Annotated in this window: 23 protein-coding genes; 16 read left to right on the top strand and 7 right to left on the bottom strand. The window is 44.3% G+C overall.

Translation table 11 applies throughout. From position 1 onward, the window contains the following. The first annotated feature begins 20 nt into the window (after positions 1-20). From R7F64_RS02525 to R7F64_RS02535, 3 genes are read left to right on the top strand one after another with little or no spacing between them, the layout of a single operon-like run. Complete coding sequence (locus tag R7F64_RS02525) at positions 21-869, top strand: ABC transporter ATP-binding protein (RefSeq protein WP_213870356.1); 849 nt, start codon at positions 21-23, stop codon at positions 867-869. Continuing rightward, positions 859-2,373 (top strand): ABC transporter substrate-binding protein, encoded by a 1,515-nt coding sequence (locus R7F64_RS02530; RefSeq protein ID WP_213879464.1) that lies wholly within the window; start codon positions 859-861, stop codon positions 2,371-2,373. The genes R7F64_RS02525 and R7F64_RS02530 overlap by 11 nt, the downstream gene beginning before the upstream one ends. A 4-nt stretch (positions 2,374-2,377) precedes the next feature. Then, a complete protein-coding gene (locus tag R7F64_RS02535; protein ID WP_412034459.1) occupies positions 2,378-4,132 on the top strand; it encodes an ABC transporter permease subunit in 1,755 nt (584 codons plus the stop codon). A 177-nt stretch (positions 4,133-4,309) separates the two neighbouring features. On the opposite strand, the gene R7F64_RS02540 is transcribed toward R7F64_RS02535, so the two are convergent. Then, positions 4,310-5,068, bottom strand: coding sequence for a DeoR/GlpR family DNA-binding transcription regulator (locus tag R7F64_RS02540; protein ID WP_005375354.1), 759 nt, complete (start codon positions 5,066-5,068; stop codon positions 4,310-4,312). Between the two features lie 274 nt (positions 5,069-5,342). On the opposite strand from R7F64_RS02540, the gene ltnD reads away from it, so the two are divergent. The 6 genes from ltnD to R7F64_RS02570 all read left to right on the top strand — a co-directional run bounded on the left by ltnD (position 5,343) and on the right by R7F64_RS02570 (position 11,482). Next, on the top strand, positions 5,343-6,251 hold the full coding sequence (gene ltnD, locus R7F64_RS02545; RefSeq protein WP_161445308.1) for an L-threonate dehydrogenase: 909 nt from the start codon (positions 5,343-5,345) through the stop codon (positions 6,249-6,251). A gap of 25 nt (positions 6,252-6,276) precedes the next feature. After that, on the top strand, positions 6,277-7,533 hold the full coding sequence (gene otnK / locus R7F64_RS02550; RefSeq protein ID WP_065275632.1) for a 3-oxo-tetronate kinase: 1,257 nt from the start codon (positions 6,277-6,279) through the stop codon (positions 7,531-7,533). An 11-nt stretch (positions 7,534-7,544) separates the two neighbouring features. Then, positions 7,545-8,192 carry an aldolase gene (locus tag R7F64_RS02555; RefSeq protein WP_005385078.1) on the top strand — a complete coding sequence of 216 codons (648 nt, stop codon included), beginning with the start codon at positions 7,545-7,547 and terminating at the stop codon, positions 8,190-8,192. Further along, complete coding sequence (gene otnI / locus R7F64_RS02560; RefSeq protein WP_042521549.1) at positions 8,192-8,968, top strand: 2-oxo-tetronate isomerase; 777 nt, start codon at positions 8,192-8,194, stop codon at positions 8,966-8,968. Before R7F64_RS02555 ends, otnI begins: the two co-directional genes overlap by 1 nt. A 61-nt stretch (positions 8,969-9,029) precedes the next feature. Further along, a complete protein-coding gene (gene denD, locus R7F64_RS02565; RefSeq protein WP_017635260.1) occupies positions 9,030-9,989 on the top strand; it encodes a D-erythronate dehydrogenase in 960 nt (319 codons plus the stop codon). After that, positions 9,989-11,482, top strand: a complete 1,494-nt coding sequence (locus tag R7F64_RS02570; RefSeq protein WP_005375369.1) for a GntP family permease — start codon at positions 9,989-9,991, stop codon at positions 11,480-11,482. Before denD ends, R7F64_RS02570 begins: the two co-directional genes overlap by 1 nt. A 266-nt stretch (positions 11,483-11,748) precedes the next feature. Here the strand turns inward: R7F64_RS02570 and rcnR are convergent, their stop codons facing one another. Beyond that, positions 11,749-12,021, bottom strand: coding sequence for a Ni(II)/Co(II)-binding transcriptional repressor RcnR (gene rcnR / locus R7F64_RS02575; RefSeq protein WP_005375370.1), 273 nt, complete (start codon positions 12,019-12,021; stop codon positions 11,749-11,751). 135 nt (positions 12,022-12,156) lie between these two features. Between rcnR and R7F64_RS02580 the strand changes: the two genes are divergently transcribed. Together R7F64_RS02580 and R7F64_RS02585 are read left to right on the top strand one after the other, a co-directional pair. Next, complete coding sequence (locus R7F64_RS02580) at positions 12,157-13,233, top strand: nickel/cobalt efflux protein RcnA (RefSeq protein WP_065275421.1); 1,077 nt, start codon at positions 12,157-12,159, stop codon at positions 13,231-13,233. 549 nt (positions 13,234-13,782) lie between these two features. Then, positions 13,783-15,342, top strand: coding sequence for a methyl-accepting chemotaxis protein (locus R7F64_RS02585; RefSeq protein ID WP_065275420.1), 1,560 nt, complete (start codon positions 13,783-13,785; stop codon positions 15,340-15,342). A 147-nt stretch (positions 15,343-15,489) separates the two neighbouring features. Here the strand turns inward: R7F64_RS02585 and R7F64_RS02590 are convergent, their stop codons facing one another. Further along, on the bottom strand, positions 15,490-16,389 hold the full coding sequence (locus R7F64_RS02590) for a LysR family transcriptional regulator (RefSeq protein ID WP_318071423.1): 900 nt from the start codon (positions 16,387-16,389) through the stop codon (positions 15,490-15,492). Between the two features lie 141 nt (positions 16,390-16,530). Here R7F64_RS02590 and accD point away from each other — a divergent pair, with 141 nt between their 5' ends. Then, positions 16,531-17,394, top strand: coding sequence for an acetyl-CoA carboxylase, carboxyltransferase subunit beta (gene accD / locus R7F64_RS02595; protein WP_017821534.1), 864 nt, complete (start codon positions 16,531-16,533; stop codon positions 17,392-17,394). Positions 17,395-17,425: 31 nt separating this feature from the next. Here accD and R7F64_RS02600 read toward each other — a convergent pair whose 3' ends face one another. After that, the gene (locus R7F64_RS02600; protein ID WP_065275418.1) at positions 17,426-18,403 is read right to left on the bottom strand and encodes a hypothetical protein; all 978 of its coding nucleotides are present in this window, start codon (positions 18,401-18,403) and stop codon (positions 17,426-17,428) included. A 448-nt stretch (positions 18,404-18,851) separates the two neighbouring features. Here R7F64_RS02600 and R7F64_RS02605 point away from each other — a divergent pair, with 448 nt between their 5' ends. Both R7F64_RS02605 and R7F64_RS02610 read left to right on the top strand, forming a co-directional pair. Continuing rightward, positions 18,852-21,278 carry a M9 family metallopeptidase gene (locus tag R7F64_RS02605; RefSeq protein WP_005375382.1) on the top strand — a complete coding sequence of 809 codons (2,427 nt, stop codon included), beginning with the start codon at positions 18,852-18,854 and terminating at the stop codon, positions 21,276-21,278. A 282-nt stretch (positions 21,279-21,560) separates the two neighbouring features. Next, positions 21,561-21,791, top strand: coding sequence for a PAS factor family protein (locus tag R7F64_RS02610; protein ID WP_005375384.1), 231 nt, complete (start codon positions 21,561-21,563; stop codon positions 21,789-21,791). 77 nt (positions 21,792-21,868) lie between these two features. Here R7F64_RS02610 and R7F64_RS02615 read toward each other — a convergent pair whose 3' ends face one another. Together R7F64_RS02615 and R7F64_RS02620 are read right to left on the bottom strand one after the other, a co-directional pair. Further along, entirely contained in the window at positions 21,869-22,246 is a 378-nt protein-coding gene (locus R7F64_RS02615) for a carboxymuconolactone decarboxylase family protein (RefSeq protein WP_042521541.1), read from the bottom strand. Between the two features lie 53 nt (positions 22,247-22,299). Then, positions 22,300-22,662, bottom strand: a complete 363-nt coding sequence (locus R7F64_RS02620) for a MerR family transcriptional regulator (RefSeq protein WP_318071424.1) — start codon at positions 22,660-22,662, stop codon at positions 22,300-22,302. Positions 22,663-23,182: 520 nt separating this feature from the next. Between R7F64_RS02620 and R7F64_RS02625 the strand changes: the two genes are divergently transcribed. Beyond that, a complete protein-coding gene (locus R7F64_RS02625; RefSeq protein ID WP_318071425.1) occupies positions 23,183-24,532 on the top strand; it encodes an alpha-amylase family protein in 1,350 nt (449 codons plus the stop codon). Positions 24,533-24,640: 108 nt separating this feature from the next. Here R7F64_RS02625 and R7F64_RS02630 read toward each other — a convergent pair whose 3' ends face one another. Beyond that, positions 24,641-24,934 (bottom strand): ArsR/SmtB family transcription factor, encoded by a 294-nt coding sequence (locus R7F64_RS02630; RefSeq protein WP_005375388.1) that lies wholly within the window; start codon positions 24,932-24,934, stop codon positions 24,641-24,643. Positions 24,935-25,179: 245 nt separating this feature from the next. On the opposite strand from R7F64_RS02630, the gene R7F64_RS02635 reads away from it, so the two are divergent. Beyond that, complete coding sequence (locus tag R7F64_RS02635) at positions 25,180-25,473, top strand: hypothetical protein (protein ID WP_318071426.1); 294 nt, start codon at positions 25,180-25,182, stop codon at positions 25,471-25,473. Positions 25,474-25,543 lie beyond the last annotated feature (70 nt).

Raw genomic sequence — 25,543 nt, forward strand, 5'->3', positions numbered from 1 at the left:
CTTCATCTCTGGAGCCTATTTTGACTAAGCACAACTTGAGCGGGCACACGCAGCCTAAATCGGCGGAAGTTCGCTTTGAGCAAGCCAGTGTTCACTATTACTCCAAACCAAGTTGGTTAGGGGGCAAACCGTTTAAAGCGCTCGAACAATTGGATCTTGCCATCGACACAAAGAACATTGCGATTGTTGGTCCTTCTGGTGCGGGTAAATCGACCTTGATTGAACTTCTGTTTGGTCTTCGTAAACCCACATCTGGTGAAGTGTATGTGTGTGGCTATCCGCTATCGCGTAGCTCGGCTAAGCAGCGCCAAGAGTTGTGTCAGCACATTCAATTGATTCCGCAAGAGCCGCAATCGAGCTTGAATCCTTATTACACCGTTCGCCAGATCTTACTGGAGCCGCTAAGCAACATTGGTTTGACGCAAGAGCTCAATGAGAAGGTGGAAAAGGTCTTGGTGGATGTCGGTTTGGATCTCACATTGCTGGATCGCAACCCGCAGCAATTATCAGTTGGGCAAGCGCAACGTGTGGCTATCGCCAGAGCTTTGATTGTCGAACCTTGCGTGTTGGTTGCCGATGAGCCAACCAGCAGCCTAGATCCCGTCAGTCGTAAACAGATTCTCGACCTGTTGGCATGCATTCAAAAGAGTCGTCAGATGCGCCTGATTTTGGTGACACATGACCTCGATGCGGCACAAACCCTATGCGATGAAATCCTAGTGTTAGACAAAGGACACGTTGTCGAGCACGGCACGGCACAAAACGTGACAAATAACCCATCACACTTGATCACGAGAGCCTTGATGAGCGCTCAACACAAAAGTAATGAATTCACAAAAACCATTGGAGAGGTTTCTTATGCACCTTAGTACTCCCAAGTTAGCTTTGTCGCTGGCTTTAAGCGCACTGTTGACGGGTTGTTTTGACTCTGGCGAAAGCAAGCCAGAAGCGGAAAAAGCAGCTGCACCGCAAGCAACGGAAATTCGCGTTGCCATGATGCAACCACCACGCACAGGTTTGTCGCCACTTTCAGATGACGCGTTCAAACTGTCACGTTGGAGCACAGCAGAAACGCTAGTGAACCTCAACGATCAGTCGGTAGCAGAGCCAATGCTGGCAACAGAGTGGGAACAAGTTGATCCGATGACGTGGCAATTTACGGTACGTAAGGGCGTGAAATTCCACGATGGTTCTGACCTTGATGCCAACGCGGTTGTGAACTCTCTACAAAAAGCACTAGATGCCGCACCAAAACCACGCATTTTGGATGGTATCGAATGGCAAGTTCGCGCACTGGACGACTTCACTGTTGAAATCAAAACGACCTTTAACGATCCATTGTTGCCAAGCCGTCTATCTAGCCCACAGCTAGCGATCCTTTCTGGTGCTGCATATCAAGAAAACGGTCGCGTTGTGCCAATCAATGCGGGTACGGGTCCATTCGTTCTGACAGAAATCAACGGGACAACCAGCGCGAAACTGAAGCGTTTTGACGGTTACTGGGGTGAAAAAGCAAAAGTAGACAGTATCTTTGCTGAATACGTACCAAACGGTTTTGCTCGTGCTGCTGCACTGCGTACCGGTGAGGCGGATGTCGTTGAAGCGGTTCCTGTTTCGCAAATCGCGATGATGGAATCTTCACAGCTGCACGAAGTCGCAATGCCACGTACCAACACGCTTTACCTAAACAATAAATCAGATGTGTTTAGCCAGTTCGGTTTGCGTAAAGCAGCTGCTCAAGCGGTTAACCGTGAGCAAATCATCAAAACGGTTTACGAGAACCACGCCGATTCAGCAAAAGGTCTGTTAGGTCCAGCATTGGCATGGGCTCAACCAATTCGTGATGCGAACCCTCGTATGGAAACCATGGAAATGCGCCACGCGAACGGTGAGAAGATCACCATCGGTACATTTACCGACCGTGCTGAGCTGCCAGAAGTGGCGGTGCTGCTAAAGCAACAACTTGAAGCGGCCGGCTTTGTGGTTGAACTAGACGTTCGTGAATACGCACAAATCGAAAACGATGCACTAGCAGGTAAGTTCGATGCGTTCTTGTTGTCACGTGCAACAGTGTTGGATTCTGGTGACCCAGTGGCGTACATGCAAAGTGACTTTAGCTGTAAAGGTTCTTACAACCTAGGTCAGTTCTGCTCTGAAGAAGTGGACGCAGCACTGAAACACGCTGATCGTCAGCCATTGGGAGAGAAACGCCAACAAGCGATCATCGAAGCAGAAAGCAAAATCCTTGATCAATACGCTGTTATTCCACTGCTTCACGAGCGTGTAATCCAAGGTGAGAGTGATCGCGTGAAGAATGCACAACGTGACCCACGTGAGCGTCGCCTGATCGACCAGTTTACTGAGGTGAACTAACTCGATGTCGTCTGTTGCCAACATGCGCTCTCGTTGGAGCGCTTGTATGCCTGAATGGTTTACTCGTTTTTTGTCGCGCTTCTTGTCTCTCGGGGTAGTAGTTCTGCTGGTGGGTTTGATGCCGGATATTGCCGGTATCGATCCAAGCCAATCAATCCTCCGTGCCCGTGCGGGTGCTCAACAATTGCTGACGGCGGAAGCTCTGCAAGCAATTCGAGAAGATCTTCAACTTGACCGCAGCGCTGCTGAGCGACTGTGGGATTGGTTGACGCTTGCCATGCAAGGTGACTTAGGTGTCTCTTGGGTGAGTGGCGCATCCGTGATGGAGAGCGTTCAACAAACCGCAAAAACGTCACTATTACTGATGCTTACAGCGTTAGGTATGGCATTTGTAATGTGCATGGCGAGCGTGCTTTACACCGTGCGTCGTTGGCAACAGAATCGTTTAGACAAGCATCATGACACGCTAAGTTCGGTGTTGGTCTCATTGCCGGAATACGTGATTGCTTCATTGCTGATCATGGTATTTTCCATTTGGTTGGGTTGGTTCCCACCTTATGGTTGGCAAGGCGTGCAAAACCTCTGGCTACCCAGTTTGGCAATGGCATTGCCTGCTGCTGGCTTGTTCGGGCGCTTGCTCAATGACAGCCTCAAGCGTGTATTAGATGAGCCTTGGGTGATCACTTGGTTATCGGCGAACGTCAGTAAGTTTCAAATCTTACGCTTTGCCTTGTGGCGTGCCGTTAGTAACTTGATCCCTCAAATCGCAATGACGGTAATTGGTTTGACCGGCGGCGCGGTTGCTGTGGAACAGGTGTTCTCCATTCCGGGTATCGGACGACTAATATTAGGCGCGGCGAAGTCACAAGATCTGCCGATGCTGCAAGGTGGCTTGTTGGTGTTGCTGGTGTTCTCTATGTTGATCAGTAGTGCGAGCATCTTATTGCAACGTTGGTTACTCGGGCACAGTGTCACAAGTGGCAAGCTGATCAGCAGTCACAGCACGTTCCGTTTTACCCAAAGCACCACCAAACGTATTGTCAGTGCGACAATCTTTGCCTTGCTGATTGGTTGTGCGGGATGGGCCTTAATGCGCGATCCTTACACTATCCAATTTACCCGCCTTGAATCGCCAAGCTTAGCAGCACCGTTTGGTGCCGATGCGGTCGGGCGAGATCTGCTTGCTCGTGTTGGCGGCGGTATGATGTCGACAATCAAAATGGGCATCATCGCAACCTTCCTAAGTTTGGTGATTGGTTTGCTGCTCGGCTTCGTGACTCGTTATAGCCAAGGCTTAATTGAGATCACCAAAGGTGTGCCATACATTGTGGCTGGTCTGCTGATTGCTGGTCTAACGGGGATGAACCCAAACAGCGCTTTGATTGCGATTGTTATGGTGTCGTGGGCACCATTAGCAGCGCACTGTGCAAGTTTGTTGATGGAAGCCAAAGCGCAGCCTTACACGCATCTTGCGCCCATTTGGGGAACCAGTCAGTGGCGAGTACTCCGTTACTACTTGTTGCCTTACGTACTGCCGCCATTAATTCGTCACGCGTTTCTACGTTTGCCATACATTACGCTCAGTCTGACGTCTCTGAGTTTTATCGGACTTGGCGTTAAGCCGCCAGAACCTGAGTGGGGCTTATTGATTGCAGAGAATCTGCCTTACATAGAGCGCTCACCATTAGGTGTCTTGCTGCCAATCTCAGGCTTAGTTTTGATGGCAATTGCAGTGAATTTGATTTTTGATGACAAGTGACGAGCAGCGATAAAGCGAAGTGAGCTTCCATATCCAGATGTAATCAGTAATTTGGTAATTTAGAAAACAAAAGGATGTGTTTTCTGCCAGAAAGTACACAGCACGGTCTATGTATATTGGAAGCACCTATAAATTAACGAGTATAAAAGTTACGCGAACTCAGATGTTTAGGTAGTGTTACTCTTTATACACACGTAATCCTTTATCCGTTAATTCTTGAGTGACCACTTCGGATAGGTTTCGATCGGTAATAATTCCGTCCAATTGCTCGATGTCTAGTGCATGAAAGCTCGCTATCTGACCGTATTTAGTTGAGTCTGAGATCAGATAATTGGTTTGTGCCGCCTTGATGATTGCTTTTTTAACGAGAACTTTATTTTCATTAGGTGTTGATAAGCCTTTCAAGCTCCAAGATGAAGTCGAAATAAAGGCGATATCAATATTTAGCCCATTCAAGAACTCTGCGACTTTTCCTCCAATGGTGGATTGGTTCTCGCGGTCAATTTTTCCCCCAGTGTGGTAAAGCTCACATTCACTGTGCGTCATAAGGAAAGCAGCAATAGAGAAGTCATTGGTGATCACTAAAAGATCATTACGATTTGCTATTTGATGGGCGATTTCTAGAGAGGTTGTTCCCGCATCCAAGTAAATCGTAGCGTCTTGACCAATTAACGTAGCCGCCAGCTTACCAATTTGAATTTTTTCATCCGCTTGTTGCTCGACCTTCGCATCATGGGAAAGTTCGGAATGTAGAGCTTGAGCGAGTTGCACTCCACCAGAAACAGAAACGACTTTACCTGAGGATTCAAGCTTCACGATATCACGACGAATGGTCATATGTGATACGCCAAGGTGGTCGGTTAAATCTGAAATGCTTAACACTTCTTGATGTGATAACAGGGATAATATGGTTCTTTGACGTTCTGCTGGGATCATAGTTTCACTTCTATATTCTTGTTTTTCAGTATCCTACCAATCTTTTCATTTGTTGTGAATATCTGTGAATTATGTTCTCAACGTTGTAAGAACAGCCTTCGCTTGTGTTAACTGCTCGGAATATCTCTGCCCATAAAGAGGTATATATCACGACATTGTTAATTTGTGTGAAAAAATGTGATTCAAAGCGAGGTCTTAGTATTAATCTTCACATATAATCACATCAACCAAACAAGAGTTAACAAAGTTTAATAGACCAGAAGGCATTGTTTTTATGAGTGAAGTTCAATCTGTAGGTGTTATCGGTTTAGGCTCTATGGGAATGGGCGCCGCAAAGTCATGTGTGCGTGCAGGCCTAGATGTCTATGGTTTCGATTTAAATTCTCAAGCGCTTGAAGAGTTAGGTTCATTCGGTGCAAAAGCTGTTTCTACAAATGCAGTTGAGTTTGCAGATAAGCTTGATTCGGTTCTAGTTCTTGTTGTGAACGCAGCTCAAGTTAACACGGTCTTGTTCAAAACCGGTCTTGCTAAAGTGCTTAAGCCGAATACGCCAGTAATGGTTTCAGCAACCATCTCAGCAGAAGACGCAAAACAAATTGAAGCGAAATTGGCAGAACACAACCTTGTGATGCTTGATGCACCGGTATCTGGTGGTGCTGCAAAAGCAGAATCAGGTGAGATGACTATTATGGCGTCGGGAGCGCAAAGCACATTTGATGCACTTGAACCAGTACTCAACGCAACGGCAGCTAAGGTCTACAACATCGGTGAAGCGATTGGCCTAGGCGCAACTGTGAAGATTATCCACCAATTGCTAGCAGGTGTTCATATCGCAGCTGGTGCTGAAGCAATGGCATTAGCGGCACGTGCAAACATTCCTCTTGACCTGATGTACGACGTGGTGACGAATGCAGCGGGTAACTCTTGGATGTTTGAGAACCGCATGAAGCATGTAGTTGATGGTGACTACTCCCCTAAATCTATGGTCGACATCTTTGTGAAAGATCTAAACCTCGTATCGGACACAGCAAAAGATCTCAAATTTCCACTTCCTCTATCAAGCACAGCACTAAACATGTTTTTGAGTGCAAGCAATGCTGGTTTTGGCCAGGAAGACGACAGTGCCGTTATCAAGATTTTTGATGGTATTGAGCTTCCAGGTGTAGAAAACAAACAGAAGTAAGCGCACGTAAAACGGAGAAAAAATGATGTTATTAGGCGTTATCGCAGACGACTTTACTGGCGCAACAGACATCGCAGGTTTTCTTGTAGAAAACGGCATGCGCACAGTTCAGCTTAACGATATTCCAAAAGAAGAGATTGATGTAAATGCAGATGCGGTCGTGATCAGTCTTAAATCTCGCTCCTGTCCTGTAGATGAGGCAATCGAGGATTCAGTAGCTGCGCTTAAGTGGCTGCAAGCAAATGGCTGTCAGCAGTTTTACTTCAAGTACTGCTCAACGTTTGACAGCACAGCAGAAGGTAACATTGGTCCTGTAACGGATGCACTGCTTGCAGAGCTAGGTGAAGCGTTCACCATTGTATGCCCATCATTACCAGTGAATGGTCGCACAGTTTACAACGGCCATCTATTTGTATTCCAAGACTTGCTAAGCGACTCAGGTATGCGTAATCACCCTGTGACACCAATGACTGATTCAAGCCTAGTTCGTATGATGGATGCTCAATCTCAAGGCAAATCTGGCCTGGTAAACTTCCAAATAATTGAACAAGGTCCAAAAGCGGTAATTGAGCGCTTTGAAGAGCTAAAAGTACAAGGTAACCGCTATGCAGTGGTTGATGCATTCAATGCAGAGCATCTTGTCACACTTGGCCAAGCGGCGAAGTCTCTAAAACTGGTAACTGGTGGTTCTGGTTTGGCTGCGGGTATTGCTAAGAACTGGATAGAGAACCTTGAAGATCAAAGTGATGCGAAGCAAGAGGGGAACCCTAAAAAGGCACCAACCGTTGTGTTATCTGGATCTTGTTCTGTCATGACCAACCAACAGGTCGCTGTTTACAAAGAAAAAGCGCCACACTTTGCTATTGATGTGAAGGCGTGTCTGACGGAAGAAGATTACTCAAATCAAGTGTTTGATTGGGTCATGACCAACATCGAAAGCGAGTTCGCACCACTGGTTTACGCAACCGCAGATGCAGCGGCGTTAAAAGCGATTCAACAAGAGTTTGGCGCGCATGCTTCAAGTCACGCGGTTGAACAGTTCTTTAGCCAACTTGCAGTTAAACTTCAGCAGCACGGTGTGAAAAATTTCATCGTTGCGGGTGGGGAAACCTCAGGGGTTGTAACCCAAAGCCTAGCCGTAAAAGGTTTTCATATCGGTCCTCAAATCGCACCAGGTGTACCTTGGGTGAAGTCACTTGAAGGCGAGCTTTCTTTGGCTCTGAAATCGGGCAACTTCGGCGATGAACACTTCTTTGCCAAAGCACAGTCGTTTTTTGAATAGGTGAGGTTGTGATGAATAAAGAATTGATGACAGAACAACAACTGCGAGAGCAAATGGTCACTATGGCGCGCTCTATGTTTGAACGTGGCTATGCGACTGGCGGCGCTGGCAACCTTTCTCTAAAACTGCCTAATGGACACTTTCTGGCAACGCCAACTGGTTCTTCGTTCGGCCGCTTGATTGCTGAAGAGCTTTCGGTTGTGGATATTGATGGCAACCATATCTCTGGTGAAAAGCCATCAAAAGAAGTGGCTTTTCATCTGGCGATTTATCGAAATAACTCAAAGTGTAATGCGATTGTGCATCTGCATTCTACTTACTTGACGGCGCTTTCTTGTCTTGAAGGTTTAGATCGCGAGAATGCCATCAAAGCTTTCACACCTTACTTTGTAATGCGCATTGGCGAACTGCCAGTGATTCCGTACCTGCGCCCGGGCGACCCTCAGATTGCTGAAGAACTTGCGCAGCGGGCTAGTGACTACCGAGCTTTCCTCCTGGCGAACCATGGTCCAGTGATCACGGGTACGGACTTTGAAGATGCAGTGGATAACGCAGAAGAGCTAGAAGAGACAGCGAAGCTAGCGTTCATTCTTAAAGATAGCAACATCCGCTACTTAACGGATACTGAGATTCAAGACCTAAAAGGGAGAGGTAAGTAATGGCTAAATTCGCGGCAAATCTGACAATGTTATTCACAGAAGTTCCTTTTCTAGATCGTTTCGAAAAAGCACACCAAGCGGGCTTCAAAGCGGTGGAATACCTTTTTCCATACGCATTCGAAGCGCAAGAACTAGCAAGCAAGATACAGCAGTTTGGTTTTGAGCAAGCGTTATTCAACATGCCTCCAGGTGATTGGGATGCAGGTGAACGAGGTTTTGCAGCTATTCCGGGGCGTGAGGATGAATTTAAAACGAGCGTCGAGACTGCGTTGATGTACGCCAAGGCACTGAACTGTAAAAAGGTTCACGCTATGTCTGGCATTGTTGATTCACGCTTCACTCGTGACCAGCATATTGAAACCTTTATCTCAAACATTCGTTATGCAGCGGATAAGTTTGCCGAACATGGTGTTGAGCTGATGATTGAGCCACTCAACAATCGCGATGTACCGAACTACTTTGTTGCACATCAACGTGAAGCGGTGGAACTCATCAAACAAGTGGCTCGTCCAAACGTGAAATTGCAGCTCGATCTCTATCACGCACAAATTATGGACGGTGATCTGAGTACGTTGATTCGCGATGTGGCGCCATACACAGGCCATATTCAAATTGCTTCTGTGCCTGAAAGGCACGAACCATCGGAAGGCGAACTGAATTACCCACACCTATTCTATGTTTTGGATGACTCTGGTTACCAAGGCTGGATCGGTTGTGAATACAACCCAAGGCATAGCACGCAGCTGGGCCTTAGTTGGGTTAAACCATACCTATAACAATTTTAATTTCTATCCATAAATAACTTGAAACCAATTACAAAAACAAAGGGTCGTGACTATGAATATTATCATAACTGGAGGGGCGGGTTTTCTCGGAACCCTACTTGCCAAATCACTACTAAAAGAAAACAAAGCTGAAAGTATTACTATTGTCGACATTCAAAAGTCGCGCTTAGAGGGCATTGATGACCGAGTCGTTTCTTTAGTCATGGATATGACAAAGCGAGAAAATATAGACCAAGTTATTACTGCCGAAACGACACACATTTTTCATTTAGCGGCAATTGTATCGAGCCATGCTGAGCAAGATTTTGATTTAGGCGTAGCTGTAAATCTGACGACCACACAGTTATTGCTTGAGCGTTGCCGTAAAGTAAACCCTAATATTCGTTTTACGTTTGCTTCATCTTTAGCTGTATTTGGTGGTGATCTTCCGGAAACGATTACACCAATAACAGCACTTCATCCTCAGTCATCCTACGGGACGCAAAAAGCTATAGGTGAGTTATTGGTGAACGACTATGCCCGTAAAGGCTTTGTTAAAGCTGTATCCGTACGTTTACCGACTATTTGTATTCGCCCTGGGAAACCAAACCTTGCCGCTAGCTCTTTCGTAAGCGGAATTATTCGTGAGCCTTTGAATGCTCAAGAATCAAATTGTCCTGTAGACCCTACGCTAAAACTTTGGATATCGAGCCCGTCTAGAGTGGTGGACAATATTCAATATGCAGGGCTAATGCCTTATGAGCAGTTAAATAATCTGTCCTATAGAACGCTTAATTTACCTGGTATTCAAACTACACCAGCTGAGATGATTCAAACAATGGACACTCTAATGGGTAAACAACTTTCTAATTATATTACCTATGAGCATGATGCGGGTATTGATCGTATTGTGAGTAGTTGGCCACAAAAAATTGATTGTACTAAAGAACTGGAGCTTGGATTTAAAGCAGACAGTAATTTCAAGGATGTATTACAACAATTTATTTCTGTTAACAATATGGAGATTGTCTAATGTTACCAACCTCAGTAATTGGACTAATAGTAGCCGTATCAGTCCTTGTTTTTCTTGTATTACGTACAAAAGTACATGTGTTAATTGCGATGTTAATTGCGGCATGTATCGCAGGTATTATTGGTGGGTTAAGTGTTGACGACACGATTGCGACCGTTAGCAAAGGATTTGGTGGAACATTAGGCGGTATAGGGATTGTCATCGGTCTCGGCGTTATGATGGGGGCTATTTTAGAGGCTTCTGGAGCAGGAGAAAGTATTGCCTATAATTTTATAAAGTGGTTAGGAAAAAAGAAAGAAGAGGCCGCTCTTGCTGTAACTGGCTATATTGTTAGCATCCCAATCTTTGTGGATAGCGCGCTTATCATTCTTTATCCAATAGCGAAGTCTTTGTCAAAAACGTCCAATCGCTCGATTTTAACGCTTACGGTTGCTCTGGCGGGCGGCTTGGTCGTAGCGCATCACGCTATTCCGCCGACTCCAGGGCCTTTGGGAGTTGCTGGTATCTTTGGTGTCGATCTTGCCAGCATGTTAGGTTTTGGTTTGATGATCGCAGCGCCTTGTGTCATGGGTATTGTTTGGTATGCAAGATGGTTAGAAAAGCAGTTTCCTGAATTCATTCCAACCGAACATTTCTCGAAGTCTAGTGAGCAACTGATTAATGATCACAAAGAGTACATTGCAAGTAAAGAAGCGAAAGACCTACCATCTTTAAGTAAATCTATCGCTCCAATTATTATCCCAATTTTACTTATACTTGCGAAATCAGTGATGGGTTTATTAGAGGGGACTTTCGGTTTCGAAGGGCTGACTGCAACAACATTTGGTCAATTTATCGCTTTTATCGGCAGCCCTACTATTGCACTATCAATAGCGACGTTATTAGCGGTTTACACATTGGGTAATAACCTTACCAAAGAAGAAGCGAATGAAAAGATGGAACAAGGAATCTCCACTTGTGGCATCATTTTGTTAGTAACAGGAGCTGGTGGCGCGTTAGGTGCCGTATTGCGTGAAACGGGTGCGGGCGCAGAGATTGCTAACCAAGTTGCAGGGCTTCCTATTTCTGCGGTTATGATTCCATTTATTATTGCGACGTTAGTTCGTATTATTCAGGGCTCTGGTACAGTCTCCATGATAACCGCTGCTTCTATATCTGCCCCAGTTTTAGTGAATATTCCTGACGTTAACCTTTTATTCGCAGCGACGGCAGCTACGATGGGATCTCTATTTGCTGGCTACTTTAATGACTCGCTATTCCATATTGTTAATCGATTAATGGGGGTGACTGAGGTTAAGAAACAACTCATTATTTGGACTATTCCAACAACAATTGCTTGGGCTATTGGTGGTTCATTAGTCATGATTCTTAACTTATTCTTCGGATCTCATGGTTCAATCTTTGATCCTGTGTTACCACTTGCTGTACTTTTGGGGTGTGTTGCATTTACAAAATCTTACAGCGCTAAGCACGTCGAATTACAAGAGGTATAAAGGTTTACTTGTACTCTTCCATAAAGTAAAAACCTATCACAATATGTATTTTTATCAGATAGTTTAGAGTTTTTTAATAATATGAACGGCCCTATGTTTGGGCCGTTTTAGTTCTTATAAATAAACTATTTAACTTGAACCGATATAGGTTCCATTTTCAACTTAATCAATATGAAATGGAATTGTTATTTCCCGCTTAGTAAGCGATTACATATAAAGGATATATTCGAGTGTAACCCTAGTGACTTTACTCTAGCGAAGTAGGGTTACTTTATATAAGAGTCCAGTACTTTTAATACGACTTCCATATCTTTTTCACGTTGAGTTTTGTCTTCCTCAAGTACAACGTGCTCAAGTAAGTGACCTTTAATTACTTCTCGCATCAAACCATTTACTGCTCCCCGAATAGCGGCAATCTGCTGCAACACATCTTGGCATTCATGCTCTTCTTCCAGCATTTTTTTAAGTCCATTCACCTGACCCTGTATTTTACTGACTCGAGTGTTGAGCTTCTTTTGATCTCTGGTTGTATGCGACATGTCTTATCTTCTTTAAGTTACGGGCCGAGTTATTCTAACTGATAATGTAGCACTCAATTTATACTGGGGGGTAGTATTTAATACTAGGGGGGAGTATAGTTTGCGATAAATTAGAATCAACAACAGAGAACAACAATGGATTTTGTCGCGTTACTACAACAAGGTAATGGGTGGTTCTTTATTCCCAGTGCCATTTTGCTTGGCGCTTTGCATGGTTTAGAACCTGGGCACTCTAAAACGATGATGGCGGCGTTCATTGTCGCTGTGAAAGGAACGGTCAAACAAGCCGTGATGCTGGGTTTAGCTGCCACACTTTCTCACACTGCAATTGTATGGTTAATCGCTGTTGGCGGGATGTATATTAGCCAGAAATTCACCGCTGAAGCGGCTGAACCATGGATGCAACTTATCTCTGGGGTCATTATCGTGACAACCGGCGTATGGATGTTTTGGCGGACATGGAGCGATGAGCGAGCTTGGAACAAAGCTCAGGATCATGCTCGCGATTGGACGACGCAAGTTGTGGATACAGGACATGGGCATGTTTCGCTTTCGATTACAGAGGAAGGGGAGCATCACCGTTTCCAGTTGCGAACACTCAGCGGTAAACCTTTAACTGCTGAAGGTATCAAGGTTTCGGTATTGAGTGATGGTTATCAACCTGCTGATATCTATCACTTTATAGAGCGTGATGGATACTTGGAATCGGCGTCTTGCATTGAAGTCTCTAATGGACTTTCTGTCACTTTGATCATCGGGCACCATGATCATACCCATGACTTTGATGTACATTTTCGTCCTGGTTCTCATTTAGAAAGCGAAGATAAGGAATATCAAGATGCTCACGAACGCGCTCACGCTTTAGACATTCAAAAACGCTTTGAGAATCGAGACGTGACGAATGGGCAAATTCTGCTGTTTGGATTAACGGGCGGCTTGATTCCATGCCCTGCTGCGGTAACGGTTTTGCTTATCTGTTTGCAGCTTAAGGCAATGACTCTTGGTGCGACTTTAGTTGTGTCATTCAGTATTGGCTTAGCCTTGACTCTGGTTGCTGTTGGCGTTGTGGCAGCAGTGGGCGTGCAAAAAGCGACATCTAAATGGAGCGGTTTGAATGATGTTGCACGTCGAGCTCCTTACTTATCGGGCGTCTTGATCAGTGCAGTTGGTTTATACATGGGTATGCATGGATACATATCGCTGACGAGTTAAACTCTGTGGTAAAGATTCTTTTTCTTTCTTTTTGCATTGGTAATGGCTTAATGCCTTGGTTTGCCTATTTTTCTGCCGATTTTTGATTGATAATCACTCGATCCGACATCGCTGCCATATCTACAAACCAAGTCATTCTCGCTTCATCAAGCATCTCGTATTACAACCGCTGCGATTGTGGCTCTAATATTCGAATCTGAGATACTAAATGATAAAACGGGAGCACTGACCAAAGCGATCCCGATAGTCAAAACGCTAATTAGAAGTCTTTTCTTTAATGTTCGATACCAATTTGGTCGCATAGTTAAATTTAACTATGCAAACGTTTCCTTTTGCGTACTCGTCCCTTCGCCAAACCTCGTAGAAATGTGACGTTTTGAAGACTTTTTTCCTTCTGTCTAAAGTAATCGGGAACCAAGCAGATACATAGTTATAAAGTTATGTCTTGCTCTGCCAAACAGACCCAAAATGCAGTTTGGTTGGTTTTGGAGAAGAAAGGCTTAGCGCTCGATTAATGAGCATCAATTGAATTGTATTGAGACAATTATAATGAAAAGAATCATCTTATTAGCAGTCTGCGCCATGTTTGGTATTGCTGTCGTGGCGAGTATGGCATCAACGTACCTAATTTCGAGTCAGAAAATCGATGACATCATCTTAAACAAATCCCAAGTTCAAGCTGAGTTTCTAGCGGGAAATGCGAGTTATATTTTGGAGAACTCAGCCAATCCAATGCAAGATTTACAATCGCTTGTTGAGGGGCTGAAACAACGTTCAGACGTGAGTTATGCCGTTGTAATTGACCGTAACGTAACGGCAGTAGCCCACAGTGATAAGCACAAGCTGAACAAAACCTATAATGATGAATATACTGTTGAAGGCGCGACGAGAGGTGTTCAACAGTACTCAAAGTGGTATGCCGATGTCCAGAAAGTATGGGTGTTTGACATCATGGCACCAATTTATGTAGATGGTCAGTTATACGGTACTTTTGATATTGGTATTCCTATTACCGAAGTGAGCCAAGCGACGAATGGAATTATTACTTACCAGTTGATCTCTATGGTGGCGATCTTCGTTATGTGTGTTTTGATTCTGTCACTTCTGCTAAATAAGCTGATGAGACCGCTTTCTTCGCTTAAAGACGCTCTACAAGACATCTCAAAAGGAGACGGAGACTTAACCGTTCGTTTGCCAGCGAAAGGTAATGACGAAGTCGCGCAAATTTCTTCTGCTTTCAACGTTTTTGTTGGGAAAGTACATGAGATTATTACACAAGTTGTAAATACTGGTGTGGAGCTTAATAGTTCAGCTGTCGCTTTGCGTGGGCAATCTCAACAAGCGCTCACAAGAGGGCAAGAGCAGAACGAGCAAACCATGCTGGTTGTCACATCCATGAACGAAATGATTGCGACGGTCAATGAAATTGCCTCCAATGCTGCCGGAGCGGCAAATGCTGCGAGTGCAGCAAGTAATGAAGCGCAAGATGGCTACACGACGCTAGAAAGAACCAAAACGGCGATGACTAATCTTGAAAACGAGATGAACAGCACTTCCAACATTATCGTGAGTCTTGCTGAAAATACTCAGTCGATTGGTAGTATTCTAGAGGTGATTAGAGGTATTTCGGAGCAAACCAATCTATTGGCTCTCAATGCGGCTATCGAAGCGGCACGCGCTGGTGATGCCGGCCGAGGTTTTGCAGTAGTCGCTGATGAAGTTCGCAACCTAGCGACTAAAACGGCTCATTCTACCGATGAAATTGACAATATGATTCACCAGCTACAAACTGAAGCTCAAAGTGCGGTGAATTCAATGAGTAATAGTAAGACTCTTATTGAAGAAGGAACGGCAGAAACTGAGTTAGCTCGACAGGCTTTAGAAGCAATAGCTGCACAAGTGACGACTATTTCAGATATCAATACTCAAGTAGCAACCGCAACAGAACAGCAATCAACGGTAGCAAACGAAATTAATATGAACATGGATACCGTCAGCCACTCAGTGAAAAGTGCGCTAACAGCGAGTGAGCAACTAGAAGAATCAAGTCAACAACTCGCGGAGCTATCGCGAACACTCGATCGTCACGTAGGAGCGTTTAGAATCTAAACGCCAACTGACCCTCTTTAATAAAAGCCAGTAAATGTTAATTGCTGGCTTTTTTATTTGAAAAAATCGAGTCTCAAATCGCTTAGCGGTGTTTGTCCTTTCTAGACGATAAAACAGAATACGATAAATTAGTTGAGTAAAGCTTAGCTAGGCGTTAAGTTTTGCGTTTTGCTTTAAATGTTCAACAAACATAGATATTTTCTTAGCTACATGTTTTCTTGACGAGTAAAAGGCGTAAAGCACTAAATCCTCAGGTTCGTACTCTAGAGTGACGATTTCTAGCTCACCATTTTTGATCTCATTTTGGCATGACTCAATTGGCAATATTGCGTATCCAAGCCCTGATAACGCGCCATATCTGGCGAGATGACCGCTGTTTACTTTGAATGAAGATTGCACAGTTTGAGTAATATGGCCCCCAGCAGGGTTTCTGAATACCCATGGTGCACCATTTACTGCGGTAAGCGTCGTGATGCAGGGAACATGACTTAGATCCGTAATTTTGTAAGGGGGGGCGTATTTCTCAATTAGTTGAGGCGCGGCTAAAATGGCACTGGGCCAGCGTTTTATCTCTCTCGCCACCCAGTTACTGTCTGACAAAGTCCCTCTATGAAAACTCAAAATGACATCAAAGCTGTCAATAACATCATCTTTAGGGTTTAGCGTTGTATCGCAAGACAAAGAGATTGACGGGTATTGCGTGCAAAAGGTGACAACCGCTTTGGCCAGTACAGGTGTGTCTGGCATAAGAGTTCGCAGTTCCCCTGTTACCGTGTGCGAGTGGCGCGTTACCGTTTCTAGTGCGGCGTTGAGTTGCTCCAATAACGGACGAGTGCTGCTATAGAGCTCTTCTCCAGCCTCGGTAGGCGTCATTCGCCTTGTTGTTCTATTGAACAACCTAATGTTTAACTTTTCTTCAAGCAGGGCAATGTGTCGGCTGATATTTGATGTTGGTATATTCAAACACTCAGCGGCTCGCTTAAAGCTGTTGTTCTCATAAACACAGTGAAAACTTTTTAACCAGATTTGGTCAACGCTATCAAACATTTCATTATCCCACTTTATTGGATTATCAAGCCAGCATATCGCACTTTATCCCTGTACTAAGTTACATACAATTTTATTTACAAGTTTAAGCGAACAAACAACGAGATATCGCGCTAGAACGTAATCAATAGTGGTGAATTTATGAGCTGGTTAGAACGGTTATTTGAGAATAAAAATATAATAGGTTCGCGCAAAGCGTCTATCCCTGAGGGCGTTTGGACAAAGTGTCCTGAGTGTGAACAAATACTTTATCGTGCCGCGTTAAAAGAAAATTTGGAAGTATGCCCTAAATGCTCATATCACATGAGAATGGCTGCGCGTCAAAGGTTGATCTCTTTTCTGGACCATGGAACACAACAAGAGTTGGCAAGTGAGTTGGAGCCACAAGATATTTTGGGTTTTAAAGACTTAAAGCGATATAAAGAGCGAATAGCTTTAGCACAGAAAACGACTGGAGAAAAAGATGCGTTGGTGGTGATGGAGGGCAAGTTATTGGGGCTGCCTGTTGTTGCGTGTGCATTCGAATTCTCTTTCATGGCAGGCTCGATGGGCGCAGTGGTTGGCGAGAAGTTTGTCCGAGCAGTTGAAAGCGCAATTAATACAAAATCTGGGTTAGTATGTTTTTCCGCTTGCGGAGGGGCGCGCATGCAAGAGTCTTTGGTGGCACTAATGCAAATGTCAAAAACCAGCGCCGCGTTAAACCACTTATCTGAGCACAGATTACCCTATATCTCAGTATTGACGGACCAAACTTATGGTGGCGTCTCGGCGAGTTTAGCCATGTTAGGAGACATCAATATTGGTGAACCTAAAGCAAGTATTGGCTTTGCGGGAAGACGGGTCATTGAGCAAACGGTACGTGAAAAGTTACCAGACGAGTTTCAGCGAAGTGAATTTTTACTAGCGCATGGTGCGCTAGATATGATTGTCGATAGACGTGAAATGCGCGATCGCGTTGGCCGCTTACTGGCTAAGTTAACCAACGCGAGGGTGGTCTCAGAATAGGTTGTATTAAAATTAGACTTAGTACTTGCGTTTATTGAGCCGTAATCATTACAAACCGTTCATTTTGCCCCCATCTTGGTTCCGCATTCATTAGGCTGAGATCCAACGCCGTTTGGTATGGGTCAACAGCAAAATGGTTGCTTACTAACCCCCAGAGCATCCAGTTGATTGCGGTTTCATTCTCGGTAAGCTCTTCGAGTGGCGCTTGGAGGAAAAAGTACTCATCTTCGCCATCGTAACCGAGCCGATCATAGATAATGTTGCGTAGCTCTCGATCCAAATCATGTTGGAGGTTGATTGAGTCGTACAGTTGCTCTTCTGTTGGGCCATTCTCATGGTGATAAACATTGCGTTTTGACTCTTTGTGTAAAGTACCTGCGCCAGTTTCAATGCTTACTTTCTTTTGCGAGTGTTGCTCAAGAACTTGAATGATTTCATCCTCTAGTTGATCGAGTTTACTCAGCAAAACTTGATTGTTTATGTCACCAGCGGGGGAGGCCATCGTTTGGAAGGCTTTCACTCTCTCGTAGACTGCTTTCCCGTGAGGAAGGGCTGCAAAACACTGTTCTTGAAGCGCTTCATTGGCTTGCCAAATGCCCGAGTAGAGCTCGTAATCATGTGTATATGGTGGAAGCTCTTCAGTATCTTCCCCTAATAATTCTCGCCAGTGCTTTTGCCACTGTTCTTCTTTTGCGTGTTTTACACGCGCGTATTGCTTAACCCAGCGGTTACGAAGTTTTACCCCAAAAATGGCAAGTCCCCATGGAGCGAGCAAATAAAAATAATAGTGAGAAGAGTTATCCCAAAAGTAACCGTAAACGTAAACACCAAAAGCAAGCACCCAAGTTCCAATAGTACAAGCAATAACCCCGGACATTATTGATGATTGGCGCTTTGTTTCTCTTAATGTATTACCTTCAGAACATAACCAAAAAATGCCGCCAAAAACAAAGGCAAACGTTGTCATGAAGTAGGCAATCCCCGCTCCCCAAAATCCCCAAAGTGACATGTATTATCCCTAGCCAAATATCTGCTTTATTCACTCATCAATGACTGGAGGAGTAAATGTGTTTGATTTGGCGGAGAATTTACCATTAATGCCAACCTTTTGATATGCACTCTATGACTTATTGGGAATGAGTCACAAATAAAAATAGATGGTATCAAGCATCAAAATTTAATTTAGAACCTTTGATTGTCGTGAACTCTATCTGGAAGAGTTAAGGGGGGCGTTTAAGGGCAATTTTCCTCATAAAGTCGTTATTTAGAAAAAGGTAAATTAATGTTTTTATTGATAATTGTGAGTTTTTTTGGAGTGGGACTGCTCCCATTTAATTAGAGTAAAAGACCTATTTTTGGGAGCGGTTTCATAAATTTTATGACACTGATTTCACTGTTTGAGCTGTAAAGAATATAAACCCCCACTCAATGTATGTTAATAATCAATGAGTGTTGTTATGTCTCATATCCGTTTTTTCCCGCGCCATCGTTTGGCGCTTGCTTGTATGCTAGCGAGTGTGTCTGGCTTCTCTTTTGCACAAAATCAGTGTGCTGTTGCTGATTTACAACAATCGCGAGATCTGGCTACTGCCGTTTCTGGTGCTGAGTATGATTGCTACCACGCTTGGTTTTCAGCACCTTCAGAAACGCTGAATGATATCTATAGTGAAGCGAGCCTAAGCCGTATCCAAGTCGCGCTGGATCAAGAAATCGCTCGCTATCGTGGTGAAGCAGATCAAGCTCGTATTCTAGAGAACCTAGGCGAATTTATTCGAGCGGCCTACTACGTTCGCTACAACGCTGGTACTGGTACACCTGAGTTTTCGCAAGCGTTGAGTCAGCGTTTTGCTCAGTCGACGAACCTATTCCTAAACAACCCTCATGCTTTGGATCAAGGTCGTGAACAAGTTGGTGCAATGAAGAGCCTGACTTTGATGGTTGATAACGTTAAGCAGTTGCCGCTGACCATGGATAGCATGATGGCCGCGTTGATGCACTTTAATCGTGAAACCGCGCAGGACACGCAATGGGTCGATGGTTTAAACAACTTGTTCCGCTCTATGGCAGGCCATGCGGCGAACGATGCGTTCTACCGATACATGGCAAACAATACACACCATATTGATACGTTGGTGAAATTCGCATCTGATAATGCTTGGGCATTAGATACGGATGCAAGCTTTATCGTTTTCAATGCATTACGTGAAACTGGTCGTTTGCTCGCGAGCCCAGATCAGGAGACCAAACGCAAAGCATTGGCAGTAATGCAACAGGTGATGCAGCGTTATCCACTGGGTAGTGAGCATGACAAACTATGGCTTGCTGCCGTTGAAATGATGAGCTACTACGCACCAGAAGGCCTAAATGGTCTGAATATTGAGCAAGCCAAGCAAGATTTAGCTGCACGTGTAATGCCAAATCGTTTTGAATGTCAGGGACCTGCCATTATTCGCTCTGAGGATCTGACCGATGCTCAAGCAGCGAAAGCGTGTGAAGTGCTAGCGGCAAAAGAAGCCGACTTCCATCGAGTTGCGAATACGGGTAATCAACCTGTCGCTGATGATTTGAATGATCGTGTTGAAGTGGCGGTATTCGCGAGTAACACTAGTTACGTTGATTACTCTTCATTCCTATTTGGTAATACAACGGACAACGGTGGTCAGTACCTAGAAGGTGACCCTTCAAAAGCGGACAATACTGCGCGTTTCGTCGCTTATCGCTACGCGAATGGTGAAGATCTCTCTATCTTGAACCTAGAACATGAATACACGCACTATTTAGATGCACGATTTAACCAATACGGTTCGTTCAGCGATAACTTGGCTCATGGTCATATTGTTTGGTGGCTAGAAGGTTTTGCTGAATACATGCATTACAAGCAAGGTTACCAAGCTGCGATTGAGCTGATTGCAGATGGTAAACTGAGCCTTTCCACTGTGTTTGATACCACGTACTCTCACGATACCAATCGTATCTATCGTTGGGGTTATCTAGCTGTTCGATTCATGTTAGAAAATCATCCACAAGACGTCGAAAGCTTGTTGGCATTGTCGCGCTCTGGCCAGTTCGAACAATGGGCACAGCAGGTGACGTCTTTAGGTCAACAATACGATGCTGAGTTTGAACGTTGGTTGGACACATTAAAAGTGGAACCTGAGCAACCTGATACAGACCCAGAAGAGCCAACAGAACCAACAAGCCCTGAAGCACAAGTGACTGAATTGACGGCGAACCAAAGCCTTCAGCTCAGTGGCGAAGCATACAGCGAAAAACTGTTCTACGTTGATGTTCCAGCCAACACCGTTAACTTCAATGTATCTATTGAGGGTGCGGGTGATGCGGATCTTTACATGAGCTACAACAAAGTCGCGCATTACTATGATTTCGAAATGAGTCAATATGCTGATGGCAGCAATGAAGAGATTGTGTTTGAACCAGAGCAAGATGGTTACGTTAAAGCGGGTCGTTACTACATCAGCTTAACTGGACGTGATAGCTATGACTCAGTGAATCTTGTGGCTGCGTTAGAAGTGGAAGCGCAAACACCGCCAACCCAAGTGCAAGATGATTTAGCACCTGTGGTATTAGAGTCTGGTGAAGCCAAAATGCTTACCGTTCACAAGCAGCGTTATGCAGCAGTTTATGTGCCTGAAGGTGTTGAAGAGGTTCGTGTATGGCTAACGGCTCACTCTCAAACTGGTAATGTCGATCTATACGCGAGTAGGGAGCATTGGCCTACAGTAGAGCAGCACGAGTATGCGTCCAACTATGCAGGCAGCAATGAATACCTTGCGATTCCTGTTACTGAAGCAGGGTACGTGCACTTCGCTCTTCAGGCTCCAGAGCAAGGCGATGACGTTGAAATGCTAGTGCACTTCAACTAAACAGGTTCGATTAACTAAAGTCGAGATAAAACGTCGCTGATACAGCGACGTTTTTGTTTATATCGGACACGATTATAAACAAACAGCGGCGAATGCTAGTTAATCGGCTGATCTATCGAGTTATCAGTTGCCCTTTTTCTAAACGGCTTTAGGTTTGTATTGCAATTTACCGCGCACATAAACTTTTTTAGCGACGCGTTCTGTGACCTAGCTTCTGATTTGTGCTTCCCAAATGGATACAATATATATGCACCCCGTGCAATAAAGTGAAAAGGGAAAGACATGAAAACGCTTATTTATGAAACGTTGATTAGCCTTGCTAACCAAGAACCAGAACAACATGCAAGAATCCGACAAAATCTCTATGAACAGTTGGATCTGCCGTTCGATAAGCAGCTGGCTTTGTATTCTTGTGCCCTTGGTCCTGCAAGTTCAGGCAAGTTGGAGAGCAGTCAAGGCATTAACAACGCGGTAGATTGCGCGGTTAAACTGCTTGAAACTCCTGAGCGCTAATTCACTCGTTGTTTTAATCACGGCCCGAACCCCAAGGGCCGTTTTTAATTGCGGTTAAATTGATTTCAACGTCGTTATTACTCTGCTCTTTCCGCTAGCACTTCTTTGAATGCAAACATGCCGTTTAATGCCGCGGGAAAACCTGCGTAGACGGACATCTGCAAAATGATCTCTTTAATCTCATCCTCGCTACAGCCTACATTCAGCGCTGCATTTAAGTGCACTTTTAGTTGCGGCGCGCAATTCCCCATTGCCGTTAGCGCGGCGACGGTTGCGATTTCTCTCGATTTTAGGTCTAAGCCCGGGCGAGCATAAATATCGCCAAACGGATACTCAATGGTGTACTGAGCTAAATCTGGACAAATATCTTGTAAGCTTTCGATGACATTATGACCAGCGTCACCATCAATTTGAGAGAGTAGTTCTAATCCTTTGTTAAAGCGTGATTGTTCCATCGGTATGTTCCTAGTGAATAAACGTAAACACACCTTAATCGTTAGAGTTAACTCTAAGTCAACGAACTTTTCCGCTTTTTATACAAGGCAATTTTTTCTTCTAGAGCCGATAAGTGCTTTTTCTGTTGCTCAATGTGGCGTTTGAGGTTTTCTTGGTGGCGTTCTAACAGGGCTTGACGTTGTGGTACAGATTGAGAGCCGACTTCCCTTAATTTGGCATATTCTAGAATCTCTTCAAGTGGCATTGCAGTTTCTTTTAAACGTTTAACAAAGCTTATCCAGTTTAGATCTTTCGAACTATACATTCGATGTCCACTCGCGTTTCTATGGACATGTTTAAGTAAACCGATTTTTTCATAGTATCGAAGTGTATGAGCAGATAGCCCGACGAGGTCAGAAAATTCTTTGATATTCATTATTATCCTCCAAGGTAGAGCATACCCCATAGAGATAAGCTAAGTTTCGCATTTTGAAGTCATTTCGGGACAGATACAAACAGAAATCTTTAGTCTTTTAACGCTAGGTATGGTGATTTACTGGGTTTTTGAAACGCGCCAAACGTGATCCACCTGCCAGTTTCGTTTTATTAACAATTGATTACTCAACGGGTTGGCTTGGCTATTTTTATCCTTTGGGCCTATTTTAGGGCGTACATAGGTCTTATGTTCTATCTTTTTTAATTGAAGTTTTTGCTAATTAAAACAATATTTTAGGTTTGTGTTGGGCTATTTGGGTTGTATGTTGTGTGCCCGTTATTCACTCAGAACGATTTATCGCTGTGCAATGGATGAGTCGCTACGCCTTCGATTTCAGCCTTGAGTTAGTGCTAAAAGGGTGAGTGCCTCTGATGAATAGCTTTTATAATTTCGATTATTGAATTCACTCACAAAAAAATGCAAACAAGTAATCGTGAGTGGAAACGAGCAGGAGAACAACATGAGTGGCTCACAGGAAACACAATCATTCGGTGCAAACGTTATCTTACATGCGTTTGATTGGAAGTATGCTGACATTGCCCAACGAGCAAAAGAAATCCGCAAGCTTGGTTATGGCTCTGTGTTGGTTTCGCCACCAATGAAAAGCGCACACGATGAGCGCTGGTGGCAGCGTTATCAACCACAAGATTATCGTGTTATCGATAATGCCTTGGGTGATACCAAAGATTTTATTCATATGGTTCGTGAACTGGAGCAAGTTGGTGTGTGGGTTTATACCGACGTAGTGTTTAACCATATGGCAAATGAGGCCCACCTTCGCAGAGACCTTCAGTACCCAAGACAAGAGGTCTTGGAGGAATACCAGAACAACAAGCAGAAATATCAGTCGCTAGCGTTGTTTGGCGATCTATCTCAACCACTTTTTGATGAAGAGGACTTTGTTGAAGCATTCGGCATCAAAGACTGGAAAGATAAGTGGCAGGTTCAAAACGGACGTATCACAGGTGGGCCAACCGATCCTGGCTTGCCAACTCTTCGTGTTTGTGACCATGTTGTTGAGCAGCAGCGAGCGTACCTAAAGGCGCTGAAAGCTATTGGTGTGAAAGGTTTTCGTATTGACGCTGCGAAACACATGACGTTAGAGCATCTTAAGCGTGTTTGGACAGACGATATCACGCGGGATGTGCATATATTTGGTGAAATTATTACCGATGGCGGTGCGACGGAAGAAGAGTATCAGCTGTTTCTTGAGCCGTATCTACAGGAAACTCGCCTAGGTGCGTACGATTTCCCTTTGTTCTCAACCATGTTTAAGGCGTTTGCTAAAAAGGGCAGCTTCAAGTCTCTGATTGATCCCTATTGTTTTGGTCAGGCTCTGTCCCCCGGTCGTGCGATTACATTTGCTATCACACATGATATTCCTAACAATGATGTCTTTCTTGATCTCATCATGGACGAGGAAAACGAATGGTTAGCTTATGCCTATATTCTAGGCCGAGATGGTGGTGTGCCGTTGATTTATACCGACTTAAACACCAGCGGTATTAAAGGTAAAAATGGTCAGCCAAGATGGCAAGGTGCATGGAGCGACCCGAGAATGGCAAAAATGATCCAGTTCCATAATATGACGCATGGCGAGCCGATGAGTGTTCTTGAAGGTAACGATGACATGCTCGTACTTAAGCGAGGTGACAAAGGTATTGTGGTGCTTAATAAATCACAGCGTCAACAGTCTTTGACATTAAAAATCGATGGCAATTGGGTTGATTTGATGACAGAACAAATCATTCCAACTGACGGTAAGTTAATCGTACCATCTAAGTCGTCGATGTTACTTGTCGCGAACTAGAAGATGTACACACCGAGCTTAGCAACTTCGGTGTGTATGTTTTTCATCGTCATTCACGTTCTGCTGAAGTTCAATAGAAACTCAAACTCTCTCGTTTTTGCTAGAAATTTATGAGCACTCGTTAACGCAACATTCTGCTTTTAAAAAACCAATTACGTCATCTAAGCACTGATACTCTGCAACACAAAAAAGGGTTCTACCCTCGCGGCGCTGGGTGAGAAGACCAGCTGAAGCAAGGCTCGAGATATGATGAGAGAGAGTGGATGCTGGAATGCCAAGCTTTTCTTGTACGCCGCCTACCGCGATACCTTTGTATCCCGCTTTGACGACTTCTTTGTAAATACTTAAACGAGTCGGATGCCCTAACTCTTTTAGTGCTTTAGCAACGGCTTCAAGCTCCATACTGACCTCTAAAGAATGACCACAGTAATTTTGTTTCGATAATAGGGAAAGTCTCAGTAAATGCCAACTATTACGATCTCAGAACAATTTAAATCAGATGAGATTCATACTGGCTCATGCCTTCATGACAACAATTGTCTGTTCTAATGAGACAGATCAATCTTCATTATTATTTCACGCCACGTTCAAAATCCCTCGTCTACACTCAATGTTGAGTTGTCAGTTGGCAGACCAAGGAGGCGGCCATGATTGCGGTTCATAGAGATTATTGTTTGTCTAACAGTTCGGAGTTACATGCCCACGTTAAAGTTAACCCTGTTGGTAAATTAGAAGTTGAGATTGTTGAACTTCAAGAGCGCTACACCACAGAGTTTGATGATTTGTCTTTTGAGAGTCGTGGGTGTGAAACTCGAATCTGTGGTAAAGAAGACACAACTCCGTGGCAGTTCAATCTTGCAGTTACTGATGCGTTAGAGCTTTCTCATTTAGTGGAAGAAGCAAACGAAGAGTATGAGATTTTAATGAATGATCTTATGTAATATCGAGAAGATCATTTTATCCTGCACGGCGTGTGGCTCTGTACTGAAAAAATAAAAACCTCCCAAGCGG

Origin of the sequence: Vibrio sp. Vb1980, from assembly GCF_033338615.1 — a bacterium.
Taxonomy (GTDB): Bacteria; Pseudomonadota; Gammaproteobacteria; order Enterobacterales; family Vibrionaceae; genus Vibrio; species Vibrio alginolyticus.